This window comes from Capnocytophaga catalasegens (assembly GCF_026005215.1).
GTDB classification, from domain to species: Bacteria; Bacteroidota; Bacteroidia; order Flavobacteriales; family Flavobacteriaceae; genus Capnocytophaga; species Capnocytophaga catalasegens.
In genome coordinates this window covers 187952-208166 of record NZ_BPMA01000016.1, presented here as the reverse complement: position 1 = coordinate 208166, position 20215 = coordinate 187952, and the positions used below count along the sequence as shown (strand labels likewise).

General features: G+C 34.7%; 18 protein-coding genes and 1 tRNA gene. 11 read left to right on the top strand and 8 right to left on the bottom strand.

The window, feature by feature from the left end; translation table 11 throughout:
• The first annotated feature begins 191 nt into the window (after positions 1-191).
• Positions 192-1130 (top strand): thioredoxin-disulfide reductase, encoded by a 939-nt coding sequence (gene trxB / locus OO775_RS05365; protein WP_264846012.1) that lies wholly within the window; start codon positions 192-194, stop codon positions 1128-1130.
• A gap of 93 nt (positions 1131-1223) precedes the next feature.
• On the opposite strand, the gene OO775_RS05360 is transcribed toward trxB, so the two are convergent.
• Positions 1224-2093 carry a NifU family protein gene (locus tag OO775_RS05360; protein ID WP_264846011.1) on the bottom strand — a complete coding sequence of 290 codons (870 nt, stop codon included), beginning with the start codon at positions 2091-2093 and terminating at the stop codon, positions 1224-1226.
• A gap of 159 nt (positions 2094-2252) precedes the next feature.
• On the opposite strand from OO775_RS05360, the gene OO775_RS05355 reads away from it, so the two are divergent.
• From OO775_RS05355 to bshB1, 10 genes are all read left to right on the top strand, one after another.
• Positions 2253-2326, top strand: a tRNA-Ala gene (locus tag OO775_RS05355).
• A gap of 79 nt (positions 2327-2405) precedes the next feature.
• Positions 2406-2894, top strand: coding sequence for a phosphoribosyltransferase family protein (locus OO775_RS05350; protein WP_264846010.1), 489 nt, complete (start codon positions 2406-2408; stop codon positions 2892-2894).
• Between the two features lie 17 nt (positions 2895-2911).
• Positions 2912-3889, top strand: a complete 978-nt coding sequence (locus tag OO775_RS05345) for a bile acid:sodium symporter family protein (RefSeq protein WP_264846009.1) — start codon at positions 2912-2914, stop codon at positions 3887-3889.
• Positions 3890-3963: 74 nt separating this feature from the next.
• Positions 3964-4347: a hypothetical protein gene (locus OO775_RS05340; RefSeq protein WP_264846008.1), complete on the top strand. Its 384-nt coding sequence runs from the start codon at positions 3964-3966 to the stop codon at positions 4345-4347.
• Positions 4348-4449: 102 nt separating this feature from the next.
• Entirely contained in the window at positions 4450-6639 is a 2190-nt protein-coding gene (locus tag OO775_RS05335; protein ID WP_264846007.1) for a heavy metal translocating P-type ATPase, read from the top strand.
• Between the two features lie 98 nt (positions 6640-6737).
• Entirely contained in the window at positions 6738-9899 is a 3162-nt protein-coding gene (locus tag OO775_RS05330) for a cytochrome c biogenesis protein (RefSeq protein ID WP_264846006.1), read from the top strand.
• A gap of 21 nt (positions 9900-9920) precedes the next feature.
• On the top strand, positions 9921-10640 hold the full coding sequence (locus OO775_RS05325; RefSeq protein ID WP_264846005.1) for a GIN domain-containing protein: 720 nt from the start codon (positions 9921-9923) through the stop codon (positions 10638-10640).
• A 196-nt stretch (positions 10641-10836) separates the two neighbouring features.
• Positions 10837-11316, top strand: a complete 480-nt coding sequence (locus tag OO775_RS05320) for a DUF417 family protein (RefSeq protein ID WP_264846004.1) — start codon at positions 10837-10839, stop codon at positions 11314-11316.
• Positions 11317-11648: 332 nt separating this feature from the next.
• On the top strand, positions 11649-12197 hold the full coding sequence (locus OO775_RS05315; protein ID WP_264846003.1) for a glutathione peroxidase: 549 nt from the start codon (positions 11649-11651) through the stop codon (positions 12195-12197).
• 12 nt (positions 12198-12209) lie between these two features.
• Positions 12210-12926 carry a bacillithiol biosynthesis deacetylase BshB1 gene (bshB1, locus tag OO775_RS05310; RefSeq protein ID WP_264846002.1) on the top strand — a complete coding sequence of 239 codons (717 nt, stop codon included), beginning with the start codon at positions 12210-12212 and terminating at the stop codon, positions 12924-12926.
• An 88-nt stretch (positions 12927-13014) separates the two neighbouring features.
• Here bshB1 and fsa read toward each other — a convergent pair whose 3' ends face one another.
• The 7 genes from fsa to OO775_RS05275 form a co-directional block, all read right to left on the bottom strand.
• Positions 13015-13671, bottom strand: coding sequence for a fructose-6-phosphate aldolase (gene fsa / locus OO775_RS05305; RefSeq protein ID WP_264846001.1), 657 nt, complete (start codon positions 13669-13671; stop codon positions 13015-13017).
• 91 nt (positions 13672-13762) lie between these two features.
• The gene (locus tag OO775_RS05300) at positions 13763-15046 is read right to left on the bottom strand and encodes a replication-associated recombination protein A (protein ID WP_264846000.1); all 1284 of its coding nucleotides are present in this window, start codon (positions 15044-15046) and stop codon (positions 13763-13765) included.
• Between the two features lie 97 nt (positions 15047-15143).
• A complete protein-coding gene (locus OO775_RS05295) occupies positions 15144-17120 on the bottom strand; it encodes an OmpA family protein (protein ID WP_264845998.1) in 1977 nt (658 codons plus the stop codon).
• 29 nt (positions 17121-17149) lie between these two features.
• On the bottom strand, positions 17150-18082 hold the full coding sequence (locus OO775_RS05290) for a PorP/SprF family type IX secretion system membrane protein (protein WP_264845997.1): 933 nt from the start codon (positions 18080-18082) through the stop codon (positions 17150-17152).
• A gap of 114 nt (positions 18083-18196) precedes the next feature.
• On the bottom strand, positions 18197-18490 hold the full coding sequence (locus OO775_RS05285; RefSeq protein ID WP_264845996.1) for a DciA family protein: 294 nt from the start codon (positions 18488-18490) through the stop codon (positions 18197-18199).
• Between the two features lie 83 nt (positions 18491-18573).
• Positions 18574-19224, bottom strand: coding sequence for a ribulose-phosphate 3-epimerase (gene rpe / locus OO775_RS05280; protein ID WP_264845994.1), 651 nt, complete (start codon positions 19222-19224; stop codon positions 18574-18576).
• A gap of 222 nt (positions 19225-19446) precedes the next feature.
• Positions 19447-19755 (bottom strand): membrane-binding protein, encoded by a 309-nt coding sequence (locus OO775_RS05275; RefSeq protein WP_264845993.1) that lies wholly within the window; start codon positions 19753-19755, stop codon positions 19447-19449.
• Positions 19756-20215 lie beyond the last annotated feature (460 nt).

Genomic DNA, 20215 nt, shown 5'->3' with positions numbered 1-20215 from the left:
CCTATCAAGCAGGTTGTAACCCTCTACCGAGCAGGTTGTAACCCCCTACCGAGCAGGTTGTAACCCTATTAAAAGTGTTTTTGTCTTTTTTAGAACAAAAAATAGCCCTCCTCTTTTCTTATTTATCATAAAAAATAAGATACAATCGTTTTATCAAAAAAATCGTATCTTTGCAAAAAAATATATAACATATGTCAGTAGAAAAAATAAAATGTTTGATAATAGGTTCAGGACCTGCGGGGTATACAGCAGCGATTTATGCTTCAAGAGCCAATCTAAATCCGGTATTATACCAAGGACAACAACCCGGTGGACAACTTACCACTACCAACGAAGTTGAAAATTTCCCAGGCTATCCCGAAGGAATTACAGGAACCGAAATGATGATGCAATTGGAGGCACAAGCTCGTCGCTTCAATGCAGATATTCGCACTGGGTGGGTAACGAAAGTTGATTTTTCGGCAAAACCCCACAAAGTTTGGGTTGAAGATAAGGAAATTCACGCCGATACGGTGATTATCTCAACGGGAGCTTCGGCGAAGTTTTTAGGACTTCCTTCCGAACAACATTATGCACAAACAGGTGGAGGGGTCTCTGCTTGCGCTGTTTGCGATGGTTTTTTCTATCGCAATCAAGAGGTAGCCATTGTAGGAGCAGGCGATTCGGCTTGTGAAGAAGCGGTTTATCTGTCCAATATTTGCCAAAAAGTAACCATGCTTATCCGTAGTGATGTATTCCGTGCCTCCAAAATCATGGAAGAACGAGTTAGAAAAACACCCAATATTGAGATTTTATTCAATACAGAAACCCAAGAAATCTTAGGAGATGGACAATTAGTAAGTGGTGTAAGAGTTCGCAACAATCGAACAAACCATATCTATGAAATACCTATTACCGGATTTTTCGTAGCTATCGGACATACACCCAATACAGCAATTTTCAAAGACTATGTCGAGACCGATAGCGAAGGCTATATTAAAAACGTTCCTGGCAGTACCAAAACCAATGTAGAAGGGGTTTTCGTGGCGGGTGATGCATCCGATAAGCAGTACAGACAAGCGGTAATTGCCGCAGGAAGCGGGGCTATGGCCGCCCTCGATGCAGAACGTTACTTGGCTTCGTTGAAGTAACTTTTTTATTCAAAGACCTATAAAAATAAAAAAACCATATAGTTTTCAATTGAAAAGCTATATGGTTTTTTAGTATTTCCTAAATTAAACTGATTATTCATTAACCGCTTCTACCAGAATATCGGGTTGTTCAAGTAACTGTCGTAGTATATTTTCAATACCATTTTTTAAGGTCATTTTAGAAGAAGGACACCCACTACACGCACCTTGCAAAACCACTTTGACCACTTTGGTATGATTGTCATAGCTCAAAAACTGAATATTTCCTCCATCGGAAGCTACCGCAGGGCGCACATATTCGTCCAGAATACTCACTATTTTCTGTGAAAATATATCAAGATTTGGCAATTCTTGGGGAGTTACTTGAGCTTGCATAGAGAGTATTTCTTTGCCCGTAGCTATATGGTCTCGAACAAATTCGCGAATTTCCATCAGCACTTCGTCCCAGTTTGCAATATCGTATTTCATCACCGAGACATAATTATTGTCCATAAAAACCTCTTTCACATACGGAAAATGGAACAAAGCGGTTGCCAAAGGTGATATTTTAGCCTCATCAATGGAGCGAAATTCGTAGATTTTATCAACTAAGCGTTTATTAGCTACAAATTTCATTACCGCCGGATTGGGAGTACTTTCGGCATAAATTGTAATAGGTTGTTTCTTTGGAGTTTCTTGCTCAATAACAATAGGATTTCCGCTGGCAAGATACGTACTAACTTGTTGGGCAACTTCTTGCTCCACATCAGCCCATTCTACAATCGAATAGCGTTCCAAAGCAATAAAATTACCCGATATATATATGGTTTTGACAAATGGTAAATAAAAAAGTTGTTGTGCCAGAGGTGAATTTTTTGCCTCATCAATATTCTTGTACTCATAACTGCCTCGTACCAAGAACTGGTCGGCTTCAAGTTTAATAATAGCCGGATTGGGTGTAGAATGAATTTTAACTTGCATCATTATTAAAAATTTTGCCAAAAGTACAAAATATTTTTGATGTAACAATCGTAGTCTGTGTGTTTGCAACATATCATAGTAGGAAAATTATGATTTTCACAAAAATAACTTTGTAAAAATACTTGATAGTTTATTTTATTTTTATACCTTTGCAAAAATTTTGGGGGATTGGCGCAGTTGGCTAGCGCGTTTGACTGGCAGTCAAAAGGTCACGGGTTCGAATCCCGTATTCTCCACAAGATACTAACCTGAAAGGCATTGATTGTTTTCAATGCTTTTTCTATTTGATTTTTTTAACTCAAAACCAAAATTAGTATGACAATTATATTAAACAGCAAACAAATACAACATAAAATCCGCCGAATTGCCTATCAGATTTACGAAGCTAACCTTGGCGAAACAGAATTTATCTTGGCAGGAATTGAAAAGAATGGATATATTTTCGCTGAAAAACTTTACCAGGAACTCACATCAGTATGTTCTATCCGAATCAAACTATGCAAAGTTTCTGTAAATAAGAAAAACCCATTAGATGAAGTAAAAACCTCACTATCGGTAGACCAATATACAAATCTTTCGGTAGTTTTGGTTGATGACGTACTGAACTCTGGTAGCACGCTTATTTATGGAATCAAGCACTTTTTGAACGTTCCTTTGAAAGATTTTAAAACGGCAGTTTTGGTAAATCGAAATCATAAAAAATATCCTGTAAAGGCTGATTTCAAAGGTATATCGCTATCTACTTCGTTACAAGAACATGTTAGTGTTTCTTTTGACAACGAGCCTGTTGTCTTTCTGGAATAATGTAACAATCTACTTGTATGCGATTATTTTCTAAGATAAAACTTGACCGATTTGTCATCTTAATTATTTTGGCTGTTATTTTGGCTACACTTTTTCCTGCGCAAGGTCTTTGGGAAACATTACTGAAATATCTAGCAAAAATAGGGATTGCTTTATTGTTTTTTATGCACGGAGCAAAACTCTCACGCCAGTCAATTCTTTCGGGTATAACCAATTGGCGAATGCATTTGTTAATATTTTGTCTTACATTCATTATTTTTCCTTTTTTAGGAATTTTGTTACAATTTATTCCAGAGAATATTTTAAATCCGACCATTTATAGTGGTTTTTTATTTTTGTGTGCATTACCTTCAACGGTTCAGTCATCAATTATTTTCACTTCTTCGGCAAGAGGAAATGTAGCCGGAGCGGTATGTTCAGCGTCCATATCAAGTTTGCTTGGGGTTATTGTCTCTCCTTTTTTGGTTGGACAACTTCTCAACACACACGGAGGAGCTATTATCACAATTGATTTTTTAGATTCGGTCAAAGACATTGTCTTACAGCTGATGTTACCTTTTTTTTTGGGACATTTTGCTCGCCCACTTGTAGGTAATTGGATACAAAAACATTCCAAATTGGTCAAATTTACAGACCAAAGTTCTATCCTGATTGTAGTTTATACAGCATTCAGCAAGGCAATCATTGATGGATTATGGCATAGAGTTGGTAGCGTAGATTTAGTACTTATATCCGTCGTATCTATTCTTCTTTTAGGAATCGTTATCATTCTTTCTCATCAATTTTCTAAGCTATTAAAATTCAAAATAGAAGACGAGATAGTTGTTGTTTTTTGTGGTTCAAAGAAAAGTTTGGTCAATGGTGTACCTATGGCAAATATTTTATTCCCTTCGGCAATGGTTGGAGTAATGATTTTACCTCTGATGATTTTTCACCAAATACAACTGATTATCAGTGCTATTCTGGCACAACGATATGCCCAACGCAAAGACTAATTTTATCAAAAAAATTTTTTGCTTTAAAAAAAATAATCTTATTTTTGCCCCATAATTTTTTAACTTTTATTCCAATGAAAAAAATTTTGTTTTTCTTGATTATTACAACAATAATCACAACTGCTTGTAGCAAAGATAGCGATAATGGTACAACAAGCTCTACAATCGCTCCACCTACTTGGATTCAAGGTACTTGGTTAAATGAAGAAACTCTACAACTTACCAACAATCGACTTGGTTTCAATTTCAAATCCGATGACTTTTGTCAAATAACAAGCGTAATAGAAAGTTGTTATAAATATTATGTTGACCAAAATACAGCTACAATCAGCCAAACAACCAGTGATACCAAGTATGAAATAACTATAAAAATTGCTGGTTCATCTTATGTATATGCCTTTACAAAAAAATCAGATACTCAAATAGAACACGAAGGAAAAATATTTACAAAGCAATAGTTATCAATTCTATTTAAAATCAAAAGCTACCCTTTTCAAGGTAGTTTTTTTATGCTCTTTGTTTACTGAAACATTCGTATCTTTGCAGGAAAAAATAAGAAAATGATTGTCAAAAAAATATATCCAGTAACAGATATGATGTGCACCTCTTGTGCCAATAGCGTACAAACTGCCTTAGAAAAAGAACAAGGAGTTGTTAGTGCCAATGTCAATTATGCCAATGCAAAAGCAACTGTTGAATTTGATACCAAAATAACTTCACCCGAAAAGTTAAAAAAAACGATTATTGATGCTGGTTATGACTTAGAAATCGATTATCTGTCTGTGGAAGAATTGGAACAAAAACAAGCTCAACAGCACCAGAAATTACGAAAAAATTTCTGGGGAAGCCTTGTTTGTGCAGTCCCTGTTTTTATAATCTCAATGTTTCACTTACATTTTCCATATCACCAATACGTACAAGGTATTTTGGCAACGATTACATTGTTCTTTTTCGGAAGAAGATTTTTTGTAGGAGCATACAAGCAGCTCCTTCACAAGTCCGCCAATATGGATACTTTGGTTGCTGTCAGTACCGGAACAGCATTTTTGTATAGTTGGTCTAATGTTTTTTTTGCTGATTTTTGGATAAGCAAAGGCATTGAACCTCATTTGTATTTTGAAGCTGCGGTAGTTATTATTGCTTTTATTTTGTTAGGAAAATTGTTAGAAGAACAAGCCAAAGGGAAAACATCAGAAGCTATCAAAAAATTGATGGGTCTTCAACCGACTTCTGTTTGGGTAAAAAAAGATGCTGATTGGGTAGAAATCCCCATAAACGATGTACAAAAAGGAGATGTTATTTTGGTCAAACCAGGTCAAAAAATAGCCGTTGATGGCAAGGTTATCCAAGGAGAGTCTTACGTTGATGAAAGTATGATTACTGGCGAGCCACTTGCAATACGAAAACTAACAGGAAAAGAAGTTTTCGCAGGGACAATCAACCAATTAGGCAGTTTTCAGATGGAAGCCGAAAAAATAGGTGCCCAAACTTTGCTTTCAAGTATTGTAAAAGCCGTAGAAGAAGCACAAGGAAGTAAAGCTCCTGTACAAAAATTGGTTGATAAAATAGCTGGAATTTTCGTTCCAGCAGTTATCTGTATTGCTATTATTTCGTTTGTTTTGTGGATTATTTTAGACAAACAAAACGGATTTTCGTACGGATTACAGGCTTTTGTTACAGTATTGGTTATTGCTTGTCCGTGTGCATTGGGACTGGCTACTCCTACGGCAATTATGGTTGGAATAGGAAAAGGAGCAGAAAATGGCATTCTGATAAAAGATGCCGAAAGTTTGGAACTTGCCAGCAAAGTTTCTACCATCGTTTTGGACAAAACAGGTACTATTACAGAAGGAAATCCGGTGGTTACTCATTCTTTTTGGACGAACCAACAGAAACATTTACCAATTCTATATTCCTTAGAACACAAATCTGAACATCCTATAGCTCAGGCAATTATACGCCAGTGGAAGAATATTCCGCTTGTTGAAATCTCTGATTTTGAAAACAAAACAGGGCAAGGGGTTCAAGCATATACTAACAATCTTTTATACCGAGTAGGTAGCGTGCTGTGGTTCAAAGAGTTAGATTTTATTTTCCCAGAAAATATTCAACAGAAAATAGACCAATGGAAAGAAAAATCAACTGTGATACTCTTTGCCGAAGACAAAAATATCGTAGCTGTTTTGGCTATTTCTGACACCATCAAAAAAACATCTAAGCAAGCTATCGAATTGCTTCAAAAACAATCCATTGACGTGTATATGCTTACAGGTGATGAAGAGAAATCGGCACAAAATATAGCTGAGCAAGTAGGTATTTCGCACGTAAAATCGGGAGTAAAACCCGCTGAGAAACAATCATTTGTAAAAGAACTTCAACAAGCAAACAAAATAGTGGCAATGGTTGGTGATGGTATCAATGATAGCCAGGCTCTTGCTCAGTCCGATGTGAGTATCGCTATGGGCAAAGGGAGCGATATTGCGATGAGTGTGGCTCAAATCACGCTTATTTCATCTGATTTGCTCAAAATTCCACAAGCGATAAAACTCTCTTACCAAACCGTTCGTACCATTCGCCAAAATCTTTTTTGGGCGTTCATTTACAACGTAATAGGTATCCCTATTGCTGCGGGAGTATTATATCCTTTGGGCGGATTTTTACTAAACCCAATGCTTGCTGGTGCAGCGATGGCACTAAGTAGCGTAAGTGTCGTAACGAATAGCCTGCTTCTCAAACGCAAAAAAATATAATTGTTTTTCCTTTTTCAAAAATTTCTTTTTGTAAAAAATAAAATCTTGTTTTTTAGTAAAAAATCTCTATATTTGCAGAATTATCAAACAACATCGTAATGCAAAACAAATTTTTCAGCTTTCTTTTTTCAACTCGTCTAATGGCTGTTTTGTTCCTAACCTATGGAGCGGCTTTGGGTATAGGAACTTTTATTGAAACTTATTACAGCACCGATACGGCGCGTATCTGGATTTACAACGCATGGTGGTTTGAACTAATTATGCTTTTGTTTGTAATCAATTTCATCGGGAATATCAAGCGTTATCGTTTGACAAAAAAAGAAAATTGGGCTGTTTTTGTGTTACATATTTCGTGGATATTCATCATTGTAGGAGCATTTATTACTCGCTATATAAGTGATGAAGGACGAATGTCGATACGTGAAGGAGAAACTACCGATTTTTATACTTCAGAAAAAACATACATTACCATACAAGTCGATGGAAAACATCAAGGAAAAGAACTTCGGAAAGTGAAACAATCTCCGGTGCTTTTTTCTGAACCTACTAGCAATTCATTCCGTTGGAAATCAGACTTTAAAGGAACTGATTTTGATATTTCGTACAAAAAATTTGTCAAAGGAGCGTATGAGCGTTTTGTTGCCGATAATTCAGGCGATTTTTATTTGAAAATCGTTGAAAATAGCGCAGGTTCTCGCCACGAACATTATATCAAAAGCGGGGAAGTTGCCAATATTCACAACGTACTTTTCGCCCTTAACAAACCTACACAAGGAGCTATTAACTTCCAGATTGATGAAAAGGGAAGTTTTATCCAATCTCCTTTTGATGGTTTTTACATGACAATGTCTTCACAAGAACGAACGCAAATTGTCAAAGATAGCTTACAACCATTACATTTGCTCACTTTGTATGCTTTTGGCGATATTCAATTTGTGCTTCCTGAGCCAACGACACGAGGACATATGCAAGTTATGAAAATACCACAAGACCAAACAAATAATAACACCGAAGATGCGGTTATTATGACGATTTCTTCAGGAGGAAAAAGTAAAGAGGTTGCCGTATTGGGACGCCGTGATGTTATAAATCCGCCCACAACAGCCTCTGTTAATGGACTTGATTTTCATATCAGTTATGGTTCTATTCGAAAAGAACTTCCTTTCCAAATAAAACTCAATGATTTTATCGCAGACAAATACCCTGGAACCGAAAAAAGCTATTCTGCTTTCAAAAGTAAAGTAAGTGTTTTGGGAGAAAAAGAGTCTTTCGATTACGATATTTTTATGAATAATATTCTGAATTACAAAGGATATCGATTTTTTCAAGCATCATTTCACCCCGATGAAAAAGGAACTGTACTTTCAGTAAATCACGATTTCTGGGGAACGTTAATCACTTACATTGGTTATACATTACTCTACATTGGACTGATAGCCAGTATGTTTTTTGGCAAAACGCGTTTTGTAACACTTAGTCGTAAACTAAAAGAATTACAACAAAAACGTAAATTACTGAGTGTCTTATTGTTATTGATTTCATCACAACTATTTGCTCAACATTCGATGGCGCCTAACAAACAGCAAATTGATTCTATATTGAAAGCATCAATCGTAAGTACCAACCACGCTGATAAATTCGGGCATTTGGTTATTCAAGATGATGACGGACGTATGAAACCCATCAATACATTCGCTTCGGAATTGCTTCGTAAAATGAGTAAACACGATAATTTCCAAGGAATGAATGCCAATCAAGCATTCTTGTCTATGTTAATGAATCCGCAAATATGGTACAATGTTGATTTTTTCTATGTAAAAAAAGATAATGATAGTCTTCATAAAATATTGGGAGTAGATAAAGGACTAAAATATGTTAGTGCCATCAAATTCTTTGATGAGCAATTCAATTATAAACTAAATCCTTATCTTACAGAAGCTTATTCGACCAATACGCCTAATCAGTTTCAAAAAGATTTTAAAGAAGCTGATATGAAACTCAATTTGTTGAATCGGGCTTTGTCAGGAAGTATTTTACGCATTTATCCTCTTTTGAATAACACAAACAACAAGTGGATTTCCGCGTTAGAATACCATGAAAATCCAACCATAGTGCAAGATTCTCTTTACGGAAATTTTATTGCCAACGGCATACCTTTATACTTGACTTACTTGCGTGAAGCTGTAAAAACAGGCGATTACACCGAAGCCGATAAAGTTTTGGCAGCCTTCAAAACAAACCAAGAACGATATGGGGCAGTTATTATGCCTTCCGAAGGAAAAATAAAAGCTGAAATTATTTACAACAAATACGATGTTTTCAAAACATTATTCAGCTGGTATTTGTATGCTGGAACACTTATGTTTGTAGTACTTATTTTACAAATTTTTGTTGAATCATTTTCTACTACACGTGTTTTGCAAACTATTTTGAAAATAATAAAAACGATTTGTATTGTAAGTATTGTCATATTCTTTTTATTGCACACAGTTGGACTTATTTCCCGTTGGTATATCGCTGGATACGCTCCTTGGAGTAATGCTTACGAAAGTGTTATTTATGTAGCGTGGGCAACGATGGCTGCGGGATTAGCTTTTGCCCGAAGATCAGAAATTACGCTAGCAGCCACAGCTTTTGTAACCTCAATGATACTAATGATTGCCCATTGGAATTGGATGGACCCTTCCATTGGTACGCTTCAACCTGTGCTGAATAGCTATTGGTTAATGATTCACGTAGCTGTTATCGTGGGAAGTTATGGACCTTTTACTTTGGGAGCTATTTTAGGAATTATCGCTATGCTTCTGATAATTTTCACAACTCAAAAGAACAAAGACAAAATCTCTCACATATTACAAGAAATAACTATTGTAAATGAATTGGCTCTTACCGTTGGGCTCATTATGCTGACTATTGGAAATTTCTTGGGAGCTCAGTGGGCAAACGAAAGCTGGGGACGTTACTGGGGCTGGGACCCAAAAGAAACGTGGGCTTTGGTAAGTATCATGGTATATGCGTTTGTTATCCATATGCGACTTGTTCCAGGACTTAGAGGACGTTGGGCTTTCAATTTTATGAGTGTTGTTGCCTTTGCAAGTATCCTAATGACGTATTTTGGAGTGAACTTCTACCTATCAGGATTGCATAGTTACGCCAGTGGAGAGAAGGTAATTACGCCTAATTTTGTTTATTATTCTGTGACCATTGTACTAATTTTAGGAGTTGTTTCTTATTGGAGAAATAAACATTTGAATAGTTAAAAATTTTAATTTTCTATAAAAATGAAAAAAATAGTATTTTTTTTAGTTTTGGTAGTGATTTTTTGTACTACAAATGCTTTCAATAGCTCTGATTGGAATGAAAAATCGAATGAACAAACAGAAACTCGAAGCATTAAAGGATACAGCAAAATCCTTATAGAAGGTGGTTTTGAAGTGATTCTGACCGATGAAGCACAAGGTGAAATAAAAGTAGTTGCCAATCAAGAGATTTTATCTTGGATACATACAAAACTTGAAGGCAATACGTTACATTGTTATCTTGATTCCAAAAAGAAAATTCAGAAATTAAAAAAAATTACAATATATATCCCTTCACAAGCTATTGATGGGGTGAACTTGATAGGTACAGGTATTATAAAAACAGATAAAATGCTTGTGTTAGACCAATTAACTTGTTTGCTTAATGGTGCAGGTAAAATGAATTTGACTATCAAAACCACAAACTTAACAGCTTCTCTTAAAGGAAGTGGAAGTATTCATTTAGATGGGACTTCCGAGAGCAGTAACTTAAAAATAAGAGGAGTAGGAAGTATCAATACAGAAAATCTTATCTCTGAGAATGTTAATGTATCATTGCACGGAGTGGGAAGTATTACCACATACGCAGAAAAAAACATTACTGGCGAACTCAAAGGGATTGGAACTTTGAACATCAAAGGTAATCCGAAAAATAATCGAGTAGAAAAATTTGGCATAGGAAAAATTAGTATTATTCAATAAAGATAGATTTAGTAAAATTCTTAAAAGGCATATTGCTTATTTTTAATCATTTGAATATTTAATATTTTCAAAAAAATATATCAAATTAATAATATCAAAAATAATAAAGAGAAGTTTTATATAGTATAGTATAAAAAATATATTTTTTTGTCATGTTTTAAAAAAATATACGACTGCATAAATAAAAAAATTACTAATGAGATTATTTTCTGACCGAACCGAACAATTATTATACAAAATTGGGTATTATATTTCTCTTTTTGGAATTGCAATTGTATTATTTTGGATAGGGATTTTTAAATTCACTCCTACCGAAGCCAAAGCTATAAAACCTTTAGTTGAAAATCATTTTCTGATGTCTTGGTTATATTCAGCTTTCAGTGAACAAGAAGTTTCAAACATTATCGGTATTATAGAAATTTCAACAGCTATTTTATTGGTAATGAGCTTATTTTCTGAAGTTTGTAGAAAAATAACGGCTATGTTTATAATACTTACATTTGTTTTCACATTGAGTTTTCTTCTGACAACACCTAATCAATGGCGTATAGTAGACGGAATTCCAATAACAGATTTTTTCATATTAAAAGATATAGCTTTTTTAGGCTTTGGTCTTATGTTTATAAAATCACTGAAAAATAAATTCACAGAAAGAAAAAAGGTTACCTCATTTTGATTCTTTCTTAAAGTTCATTTAAACGATAAAAACAAGTAATTTAAGACTAATCAAGCTACTTACAATTGCGTAAAATAAAACATAGAACCCAATGTATAAGTTTGATATTTGGATAGCTTTAATATTTGTATGTCCGTTTAGTATAATAAAAATGATTTTAATTATAGTGATTTGTCAAAAATATGAAATCTAACTATTTGATTTTTAATCATATTTTTTATTTCTGACTTTTAATTTTTAGCAAATATACTCTTTCATTAGTGATAGCGGAGATACATACTTTAATATTATTCAATTTGACTTAACTAGTTATAATTAAAATTTTATTACAAATGAAAAATATTTTATTTTTTAGTTTTTTATGCTTTTTTACTTTTACAACAAAAGCACAACAAAAGCATAATCAAACCATTTATCAATTCACAGTCAAGGACATAACTGGCAATGATTTTGATTTGGCCCAGCTCAAAGGTAAAAAGGTTCTTATCGTGAATACAGCCTCTAAGTGTGGGCTTACACCACAATACAAAGAGTTGGAAGCTTTGTACAAAAAATACAAAGACCACAATTTCGTTATTATTGGATTTCCTGCCAACAATTTCAAAAATCAGGAATCGGGAACAAATGAAGAAATTGCTCAATTTTGTGAAATAAATTATGGTGTAACCTTCCCGATGATGGAAAAAATATCTGTCAAAGGCAACGATATGCATCCGCTGTACAAATTCCTTACGCAGAAATCACTCAATGGGAAAGAAGATTCAGAAGTGCAATGGAATTTCCAAAAATATCTTATCGGGACAGACGGAAAACTCGAAAAAGTGATTTCGCCACGAACCAAACCCGACGATAAGGAAATCATAAAATGGATTGAAAATTAGTATATTACAAAAATGAAATTAGATATTTTAGCCTTTGGAGCTCACCCCGACGATGTGGAATTGGGCTGCTCGGGAACCATCGCCAAAGAGATTTCTCTCGGCAGAAAAGTAGGTATTATAGACCTTACACAGGGTGAATTAGGTACACGTGGAAACGCTCAAACTCGAAAGGAAGAAGCCTCCGAAGGAGCTCGTATCTTAGGGGTTGAAGTGCGTGAAAATTTAAAATTTGCTGACGGATTTTTTGTTAACGACCAAGCACATCAATTAGAAATCATCAAAATAATCCGAAAATATCGTCCTGAAATCGTGTTGTGCAATGCTATTGACGATCGCCATATCGACCACGGCAAAGGTAGCAAATTGGTCAGTGATGCTTGTTTTTTGAGTGGACTTCGCAAAATAGAAACTGAATATAAGGGAGTTACACAAGATGTCTGGCGTCCAAAAGTGGTGTATCATTACATTCAATGGAAAAATATTGAGCCTGATTTCGTAGTGGATATTTCGGGTTTTATGGATAAAAAATTAGCTTCGGTATTGGCTTACAAAACTCAATTTTACGATGCCAATAGTAACGAACCCAACACCCCTATTTCCAACAAAAATTTTTTAGATAGCGTAACTTACAGAGCTAGAGACTTGGGCAGACTAATTGGCGTGGATTTTGCGGAAGGATTTACCACAGAGCGTTATCCTGCTGTAAAATATTTATTCGATTTGATATAAATTTAGAAAATAAAACAGCCGTCCGAGAAATAGCAATTTCGTGTCAAAATGACAAAAATTAACTTTTCGGACGGTTGTTTGTATTATTTTATCCATTCACTTTTTTATAATCAGCAAGGAATTTCTCCAATCCAATATCTGTCAATGGGTGATTTAACAAACCTATGATGGCAGAGAGTGGAGCTGTTATCACATCTGCTCCTATTTTTGCACATTCGAGAATATGCATCGTATGCCGTACAGAAGCTGCTAATATCTGTGTAGAATATCCATAATTATCATAAATAAGCCGTATTTCTTCAATAAGAGACAAACCATCAGCAGAGATATCATCTAATCTACCAACAAAAGGCGATACGTAAGTAGCCCCTGCTTTAGCTGCCAAAAGTGCTTGTCCTGCCGAAAAAACTAAGGTACAATTGGTTCGTATACCTTGGCCGGTAAAATATTTTATTGCTTTTATTCCGTCTTTAATCATTGGTATTTTAACAACTATTTGTGGATGAAGTGCTGCCAATTCAGTACCTTCACGTACAATTCCCTCATAATCTGTAGCAATTACTTCGGCTGAAACATCACCTGAAACTATTTGGCAAATATTTTCGTAATGCTGTAAAATATTTGATTTGCCTGTAATTCCTTCCTTTGCCATCAATGATGGATTAGTTGTTACTCCGTCTAATATACCTAAATCTTGTGCTTCTTTTATTTGAGCAATATTGGCTGTATCTATAAAAAATTTCATTTTGTTTATATTTAAATTTGATTACAAATGTAGTTTTATTTTTGGAATTACCCAAATTTACTAATTATTTTTTTGACCAAAAATATTTGATTTAATACCCATATCTATCTTTCCAAAGAGTTTTCAAATAATTACGCAAAGTATTTTCTTTCGGGTTATCACAAGGTTCATAAAATCGGTATCCTTGTATTTCGCCTGGCAGAAAATCCTGAAAAACGAAATTTTGCGGATAATCATGTGAGTACAAATAATCTTGTCCATAATTAAGTTCTTGCATCAATTTTGTCGGAGCATTACGCAAGTGAATTGGTACAGGTAAATCTCCTTTTTGGCGAACCACCTGCTGAGCTGTATTTATTGCTTTGTACGAAGCATTACTCTTAGGCGATGAAGCTAGATAAATAGCACATTGGCTCAAAATAATTCTTGCCTCTGGATAACCCAAAGCAGTTACTGCTTGAAAGGCATTATTAGCTATAATCAAAGCAGTTGGATTCGCGTTTCCAATATCCTCAGAAGCCAAAATAAGCATACGTCTTGCAATAAATTTTACATCTTCACCTCCTTCTATCATTCGCGCAAGCCAATATACTGCTGCATTAGGGTCACTTCCTCTTATTGATTTTATAAAAGCTGAAATAATATCATAATGTTGTTCGCCCGTTTTATCATACAAAACAATATTTTTCTGTACAATTTGCATTACTTTTTCATTGGTAACAACAACTTCTTCATTATCAAAAGCATTGACTAGCAATTCAAACGTATTGAGTAATTTACGTCCGTCTCCACCTGAGAGTTGAAACAATGCTCCAGTTTCTTCCAAGCGAATTTTTTTTGTTTTCAAAATGCCATCTTCCGTAATAGCTCTGTGTAATAATTTTTGCAAATCTTCTCTGGAAAAACTATCAAGTACATACACCTGACAACGAGATAGAAGAGCAGGAATAACTTCAAAACTCGGATTTTCAGTCGTTGCTCCCATTAGTGTAATCCAACCACGTTCAACGGCTTCCAGCAGAGAATCTTGCTGAGTCTTGTTAAATCGATGTATTTCATCAATAAATACAATTGGGTTTTTATTTGTAAAAAGACCTTCTCCTTTTTTAGCTTTTTCTATCACTTCACGAACCTCTTTTATTCCGCTACTTACAGCACTCAACGTAAAAAAAGTTCGTCCACTTTGTTTAGCAATAATATATGCCAACGTAGTTTTTCCAATTCCTGGTGGTCCCCAAAAAATAAGTGAGGGAATGATTCCTTTTTCTACCTGAATACGAAGCGAACCATTCTGCCCAACTAAGTGTTCCTGGCTGATATAATCAGATAATTTCTCGGGGCGAATACGTTCTGCAAGTGGTCTATTGTCTATCATGTTCGTTCTTTTGAAAGTGTAAAATTACTATTTTTTTCAAGAAAAAAAGCAGAAATCATATGATTTCTGCTTTCGCATATATTTATTTTATTAACTTCTACATTTCAGTAATAATAAATTCACTACGTCTGTTAAGTTGATGTTCTTCTTCTGTACAAGGAACTCCGTTAGAACAACCATTTACTAATTGACTTTCTCCATAACCTTTTGCTGTTAATCGATTAGGTGATATTCCATTTTTGATCATCCATTCACGTGTTGATTTGGCTCTTCGGTCAGAAAGTGACATATTATAGCTATCTGACCCTCGACTATCTGTATGCGATTTAATGGCTATTTTCATTGTCGGATGTTCTTTCATCACTTCAACTACTTTGGCTAAATCTATCGCTGCATCGGGGCGGATATTCGATTTGTCAAAATCAAAATAAATAATTTCTATATCGAAAAACTTCGCTAAATCATCTCCTACTGTAAGTGGTTTACGCGTTGTTTTCAAGAAAATTTCAGCATATACTTCATCTCCTTGCTCAACAATATTTACTTTTTCTTCGGCGGGAGCGTAATCTGTTTTTTGAGCGCGTACATATACGTAATCATCATTGCAATCTACAATTCTTTTACCAAAATCAAATTCACCTTTGGTGTCATTGGTAAGAGAAGCTATTTCACTTTGCTGTTGGTCTGAGAGAGTTACTTTAACTTCTGTTAAAACTTCTTTGGTGTCAATGTCTCTTACAATACCTTTTATTACTTTTTGACAATCAAATACTAATGCAGGATTTTCAATAAATCCATAAATATCATCTTTTCCTTTGCCTCCTTTTCGGTTTGAGGTCAAGAAACCTTGACGAGTTTGTGCATTGACAACGAAAGCAAAGTCATCATCGGGGCTATTACCAGGTCGTCCGATATTTTGCACGCGTCCCAGCGAGCCATCTTCGTTTATTTTCACTCCGAAAATGTCTAATCCTCCTAATCCTGGTAAGCCATCAGAAGAAAAATATAACACATTATCATCGGAAACAAACGGAAACGTTTCGCGTCCTTCGGTATTGATACGTTCTCCTAAGTTTTCTGGTTTTCCATATGTTCCGTTAGGATTGATAGTTACTCGGAAGATATCTGACTTGCCTTTTGTTCCATTCATATCGGAAGCAAAGTACAAATACTTACCATCGGGAGAAAGCGCGGGGTGTGCAGTGCTATACTGGTTACTATTGAAAGGAAGTTCAACTGCTTCTGTCCATTCGCCATTGTCTTTTTGAGTTGATTTGTATAATTTCAGCAAGATAGTATTTTCGTTGTCTGTTTTCTTTTTACCATCAGTATAGTTATTGCGCGTGAAATAAATTGTTTTTAAATCTTTGGTAAATACAGGTGTCGACTCGTTAAGAGTTGTATTAAGTACTGAAGAGAATTTATGTTCTCCGCTTAGGTTTTCTTTCTGACGGGTTGTTTTATATAAATCGTAATAACTATCACCTGTCCATTCGGCTGAGCGTGTTAGAAAACCTGGTTTTCTACTTGCTGTGAAAACAACTTCGTTATCTCCGTAGAAGGCTGTGGCGTATTCGGAATAAGGTGTATTGATTGAAACGGGAGTTAGGGTGAAGCGACCTGAATTGTCTTTTATTTCTTTCAAGTAATCTTTATTACGTTCAAAGAGTTTGGCTCTTTGGTCTGTGGTTTTTGCCATTTTAACAAATTCCGACATTATTGTATTGGCTTCATCGTATCGCTCTTGCGATTTGAGGGTTTGAGCATATCGATAATAATATTCGGAAGAGAGTTTAACTTTGTTATCTGTTTTTGCCAGTTGGAATAATTGGTCGTACCACTTCAATGCGCTTTTGTAATCGGCATTAAAGTAATAGGCATTGCCTAAATTTTGAAGAATATCTTGATTTACATAACCTTTTTCGGCAATACGCTCATAGACTTTGATAGCATCGACATAGGCGTACTTTTTATATAATTCGTCTGCTTTTTTTTGTTCTTTTTCTTGGGAGAATCCGAATGTAAATACCAAAGAAAACACACAAGCAATTGCTAATTTTATCTTTTTTTCCATTACTATTTTTATTTTAACTTATACATATTTTAGAAAAATCGAGGAGAGACAACTCTTCTCAAATCTCTCATAAATTCGTATCGTAAGAATATTTCGTGCGACCCCGAATTATATCTGCGCAAATCGGTAGTTTCCCAATCATAAGCATATCCGATAAACCAATTGCGATTTACCTGAAAACCAGCCATTAAACTCACTGCGGCACTCCATCGGTAGGCTGCGCCAAGCACGAATTTTTCATTGAACATAAAGTTTGCCGACAAGTCAAGCTGTAAAGGGCTTCCTTTGACGATTTTGGAAAGTACTGCGGGTTTGAATTTTACATTTTCGGACAGGTCAAACACGTATCCTCCTATCAAATAATAATGTTGTATGTTATCAACGGTTGAGACTTCATTTTCTTTTCGGCTGAAAGTCTTGCTGGTAAGCAAGTTAGGCACAGAAACACCTAAGTAGTAATTGTCTGTATACCAATACACTCCTACTCCAACGTTGGGCGAGAAAACATTATTCGGACCATTGATACGCCAAGAGTCATTCGGGTCTGCCAGATGTATTTTCGTCCAATCGAAATTATAAAAACCTCCACTTCCTTTGAGTCCCAAAGCCAATTTGGAATTATTATCAAAGAGTAAGGTGTAGGAGAAGTCAATCATCAATGTATTAGTGGTTTGCGGACCAATAGTTTCGTGGTAAATAGATGCGCCCAAGCCTACTTTCTTACTTTCAAAAGGCATATGAAAGCTTAAAGCACTTGTTTTAGGTGCACCATCTAATCCAACCCATTGTGAACGATGCAGACCAAAAATACTTGGTACACCTCTCGACCCTGCATATCCCGGGTTAATTAGGATAGGATTATACATATATTGTGTGTATTGCGACTCTTGTTGCGCATACCCTTGCAGTGTAAGCAACATAAACAATCCCACGATTGCAATAATCTTACTTCTTTTCATCAATCTAAAATTTATCTTCTTTGTGTTATAAAACATTTAAATCGGGGACAAAAGTACAAAAAAAACGAAACTAAGCAAATTTTATTTAACATTTTTTCTGTTTTTCATCATTTTTTTTTATTTCAAAATGATTTCCTTAACAACTTCTTTGCCTAACTCCTCGTTTATCAATTCTATCATACGGGTTTTCCCGTAGCTCAATTCTTGGCAAAGCGCAGCAGATGATAAACTTACAATTAGTGTAGTTCCTTGTAAATTAACCGCTTGGGTATATCGCTCTACGCCCATTCCAGCTATTTTGTTCCAGGCTTGTTTGACCCGTACTTTATCTATGCCATATTCCCAATTATTCTTCTGAACTGCTCGTTTGAGTAGCTCACTTAGAGAATTTATATCGTTGTCTCTGCTCATTTCATACCATAATTATATATATTCATACTATTTTTCTATTTTTTTCAGATACAAAATAGAAAATTCTCCTACGAAACTATTTTTTACAAAACAATTGATTTCATTTCTTGAATTGTTTGGGTCGGATTTTCCGAACGAAAAACAAAACTACCTGCCACTAACACATCTGCACCTGCCTCAATAAGTTGGCGAGCATTCTGACTACTTACGCCCCCATCTACCTCAATAAGTGCCGTAGAATGGTTTTTATATATCAATTCTTTGGCTTGGCGCACCTTTTTATAGGTATTTTCAATGAAAGATTGCCCGCCGAAACCCGGATTTACGCTCATAATAAGCACCAAATCAACATCAGCAATAATGTCTTCTAATACGCTAACGGGTGTATGCGGATTTAGCGCCACACCTGCCTTCATTTCTTGGTTTTTTATCGCTTGAATTGTTCGATGCAAGTGCTTGCACGCCTCATAATGAACCGTGAGTATATCGCTACCCAATTTTTTGAATACTTCAATATATCGGTCAGGGTCAATTATCATCAAATGCACATCTAAGGGCTTGTTGGCGTACTTGTTTATTGCTTCGAGTACAGGCATACCATACGAGATATTTGGAACGAAAACCCCGTCCATAATATCAATATGAAACCAATCTGCTTGGCTTTGATTTATCATCTGCACATCGCGTTGAAGGTTTGCAAAATCGGCAGCTAAGATAGAAGGTGCTAAAATCATACTATTTTATTGTTTAAAATATTTTTTTACAAAAAAGTTTTTTTATTTTCTTGCATATTAAAATAAAATTCACGTATTTTGCAACTGCATTTATTCAATCTTTGGTTAGAATTTTTCTTTTTTGAAGTCTTTACTTCGCAGTGTTAAATTTTTTCATAGATTTTTAATTAAAAAACCTTTCAGTACTAAGTACTTGAAAGGTTTTTCTGATATAAAGACGTATTATTTCTTATCTTCAATACCAAATTTTCGCCATAGTGTCTGCTCTACATCCAATTTAATGCGTTTTTTTGCATCGTTATAAATCTTGTCAAGCTCCTGAAACTCTTTGGTTATGGTATCTGTTTTTCTTTTAAGTTCTGCTTTTAGACTTTCTTGCTCACTATTGAGGGTTTCTATCTTTGAGCGAAGCTCTTCCATTTTGGTAGCAATATCTATGCTTACCCCGTGTGGGAGACTATCTTTATGTTCTTTTATCCCGTCTATCATTAGCTTAGTTGCTATTATTTTCTCTGAATATGACTTTGCCATGCTATTTTTTTTATTTACTAATTTATAAATTTTGTCGCAAATGTATTTCTTTTTTTTGACTAAAACAAATTTTTGTACTAAAAATATTTTTTTCTTAATCAAATCATGTGCTGCATATACCGAATGATAAATAGACAATAGCGTTTAACGTTTAGAGATTAGGAATTAGGCAATAGATATTAAACAATATGGAGTAAGTAATATAGATTATAAAATAGTATGTATAGAATAAATAGCATTCTACTTTAAATTATAAATAAAAAAATACAAATTATCTTAATTCATTATATAATTTATAAAAATAAATATAGAATAAACAATATTCAAGGTATAATAAATAGTATTCCATATAGAATAAATAAGATTCAACTTATAATAAACAATATTCAAGGTATAATAAATAGTATTCCATATAGAATAAATAAGATTCAACTTATAACAAACAACATTCAATGTTGAA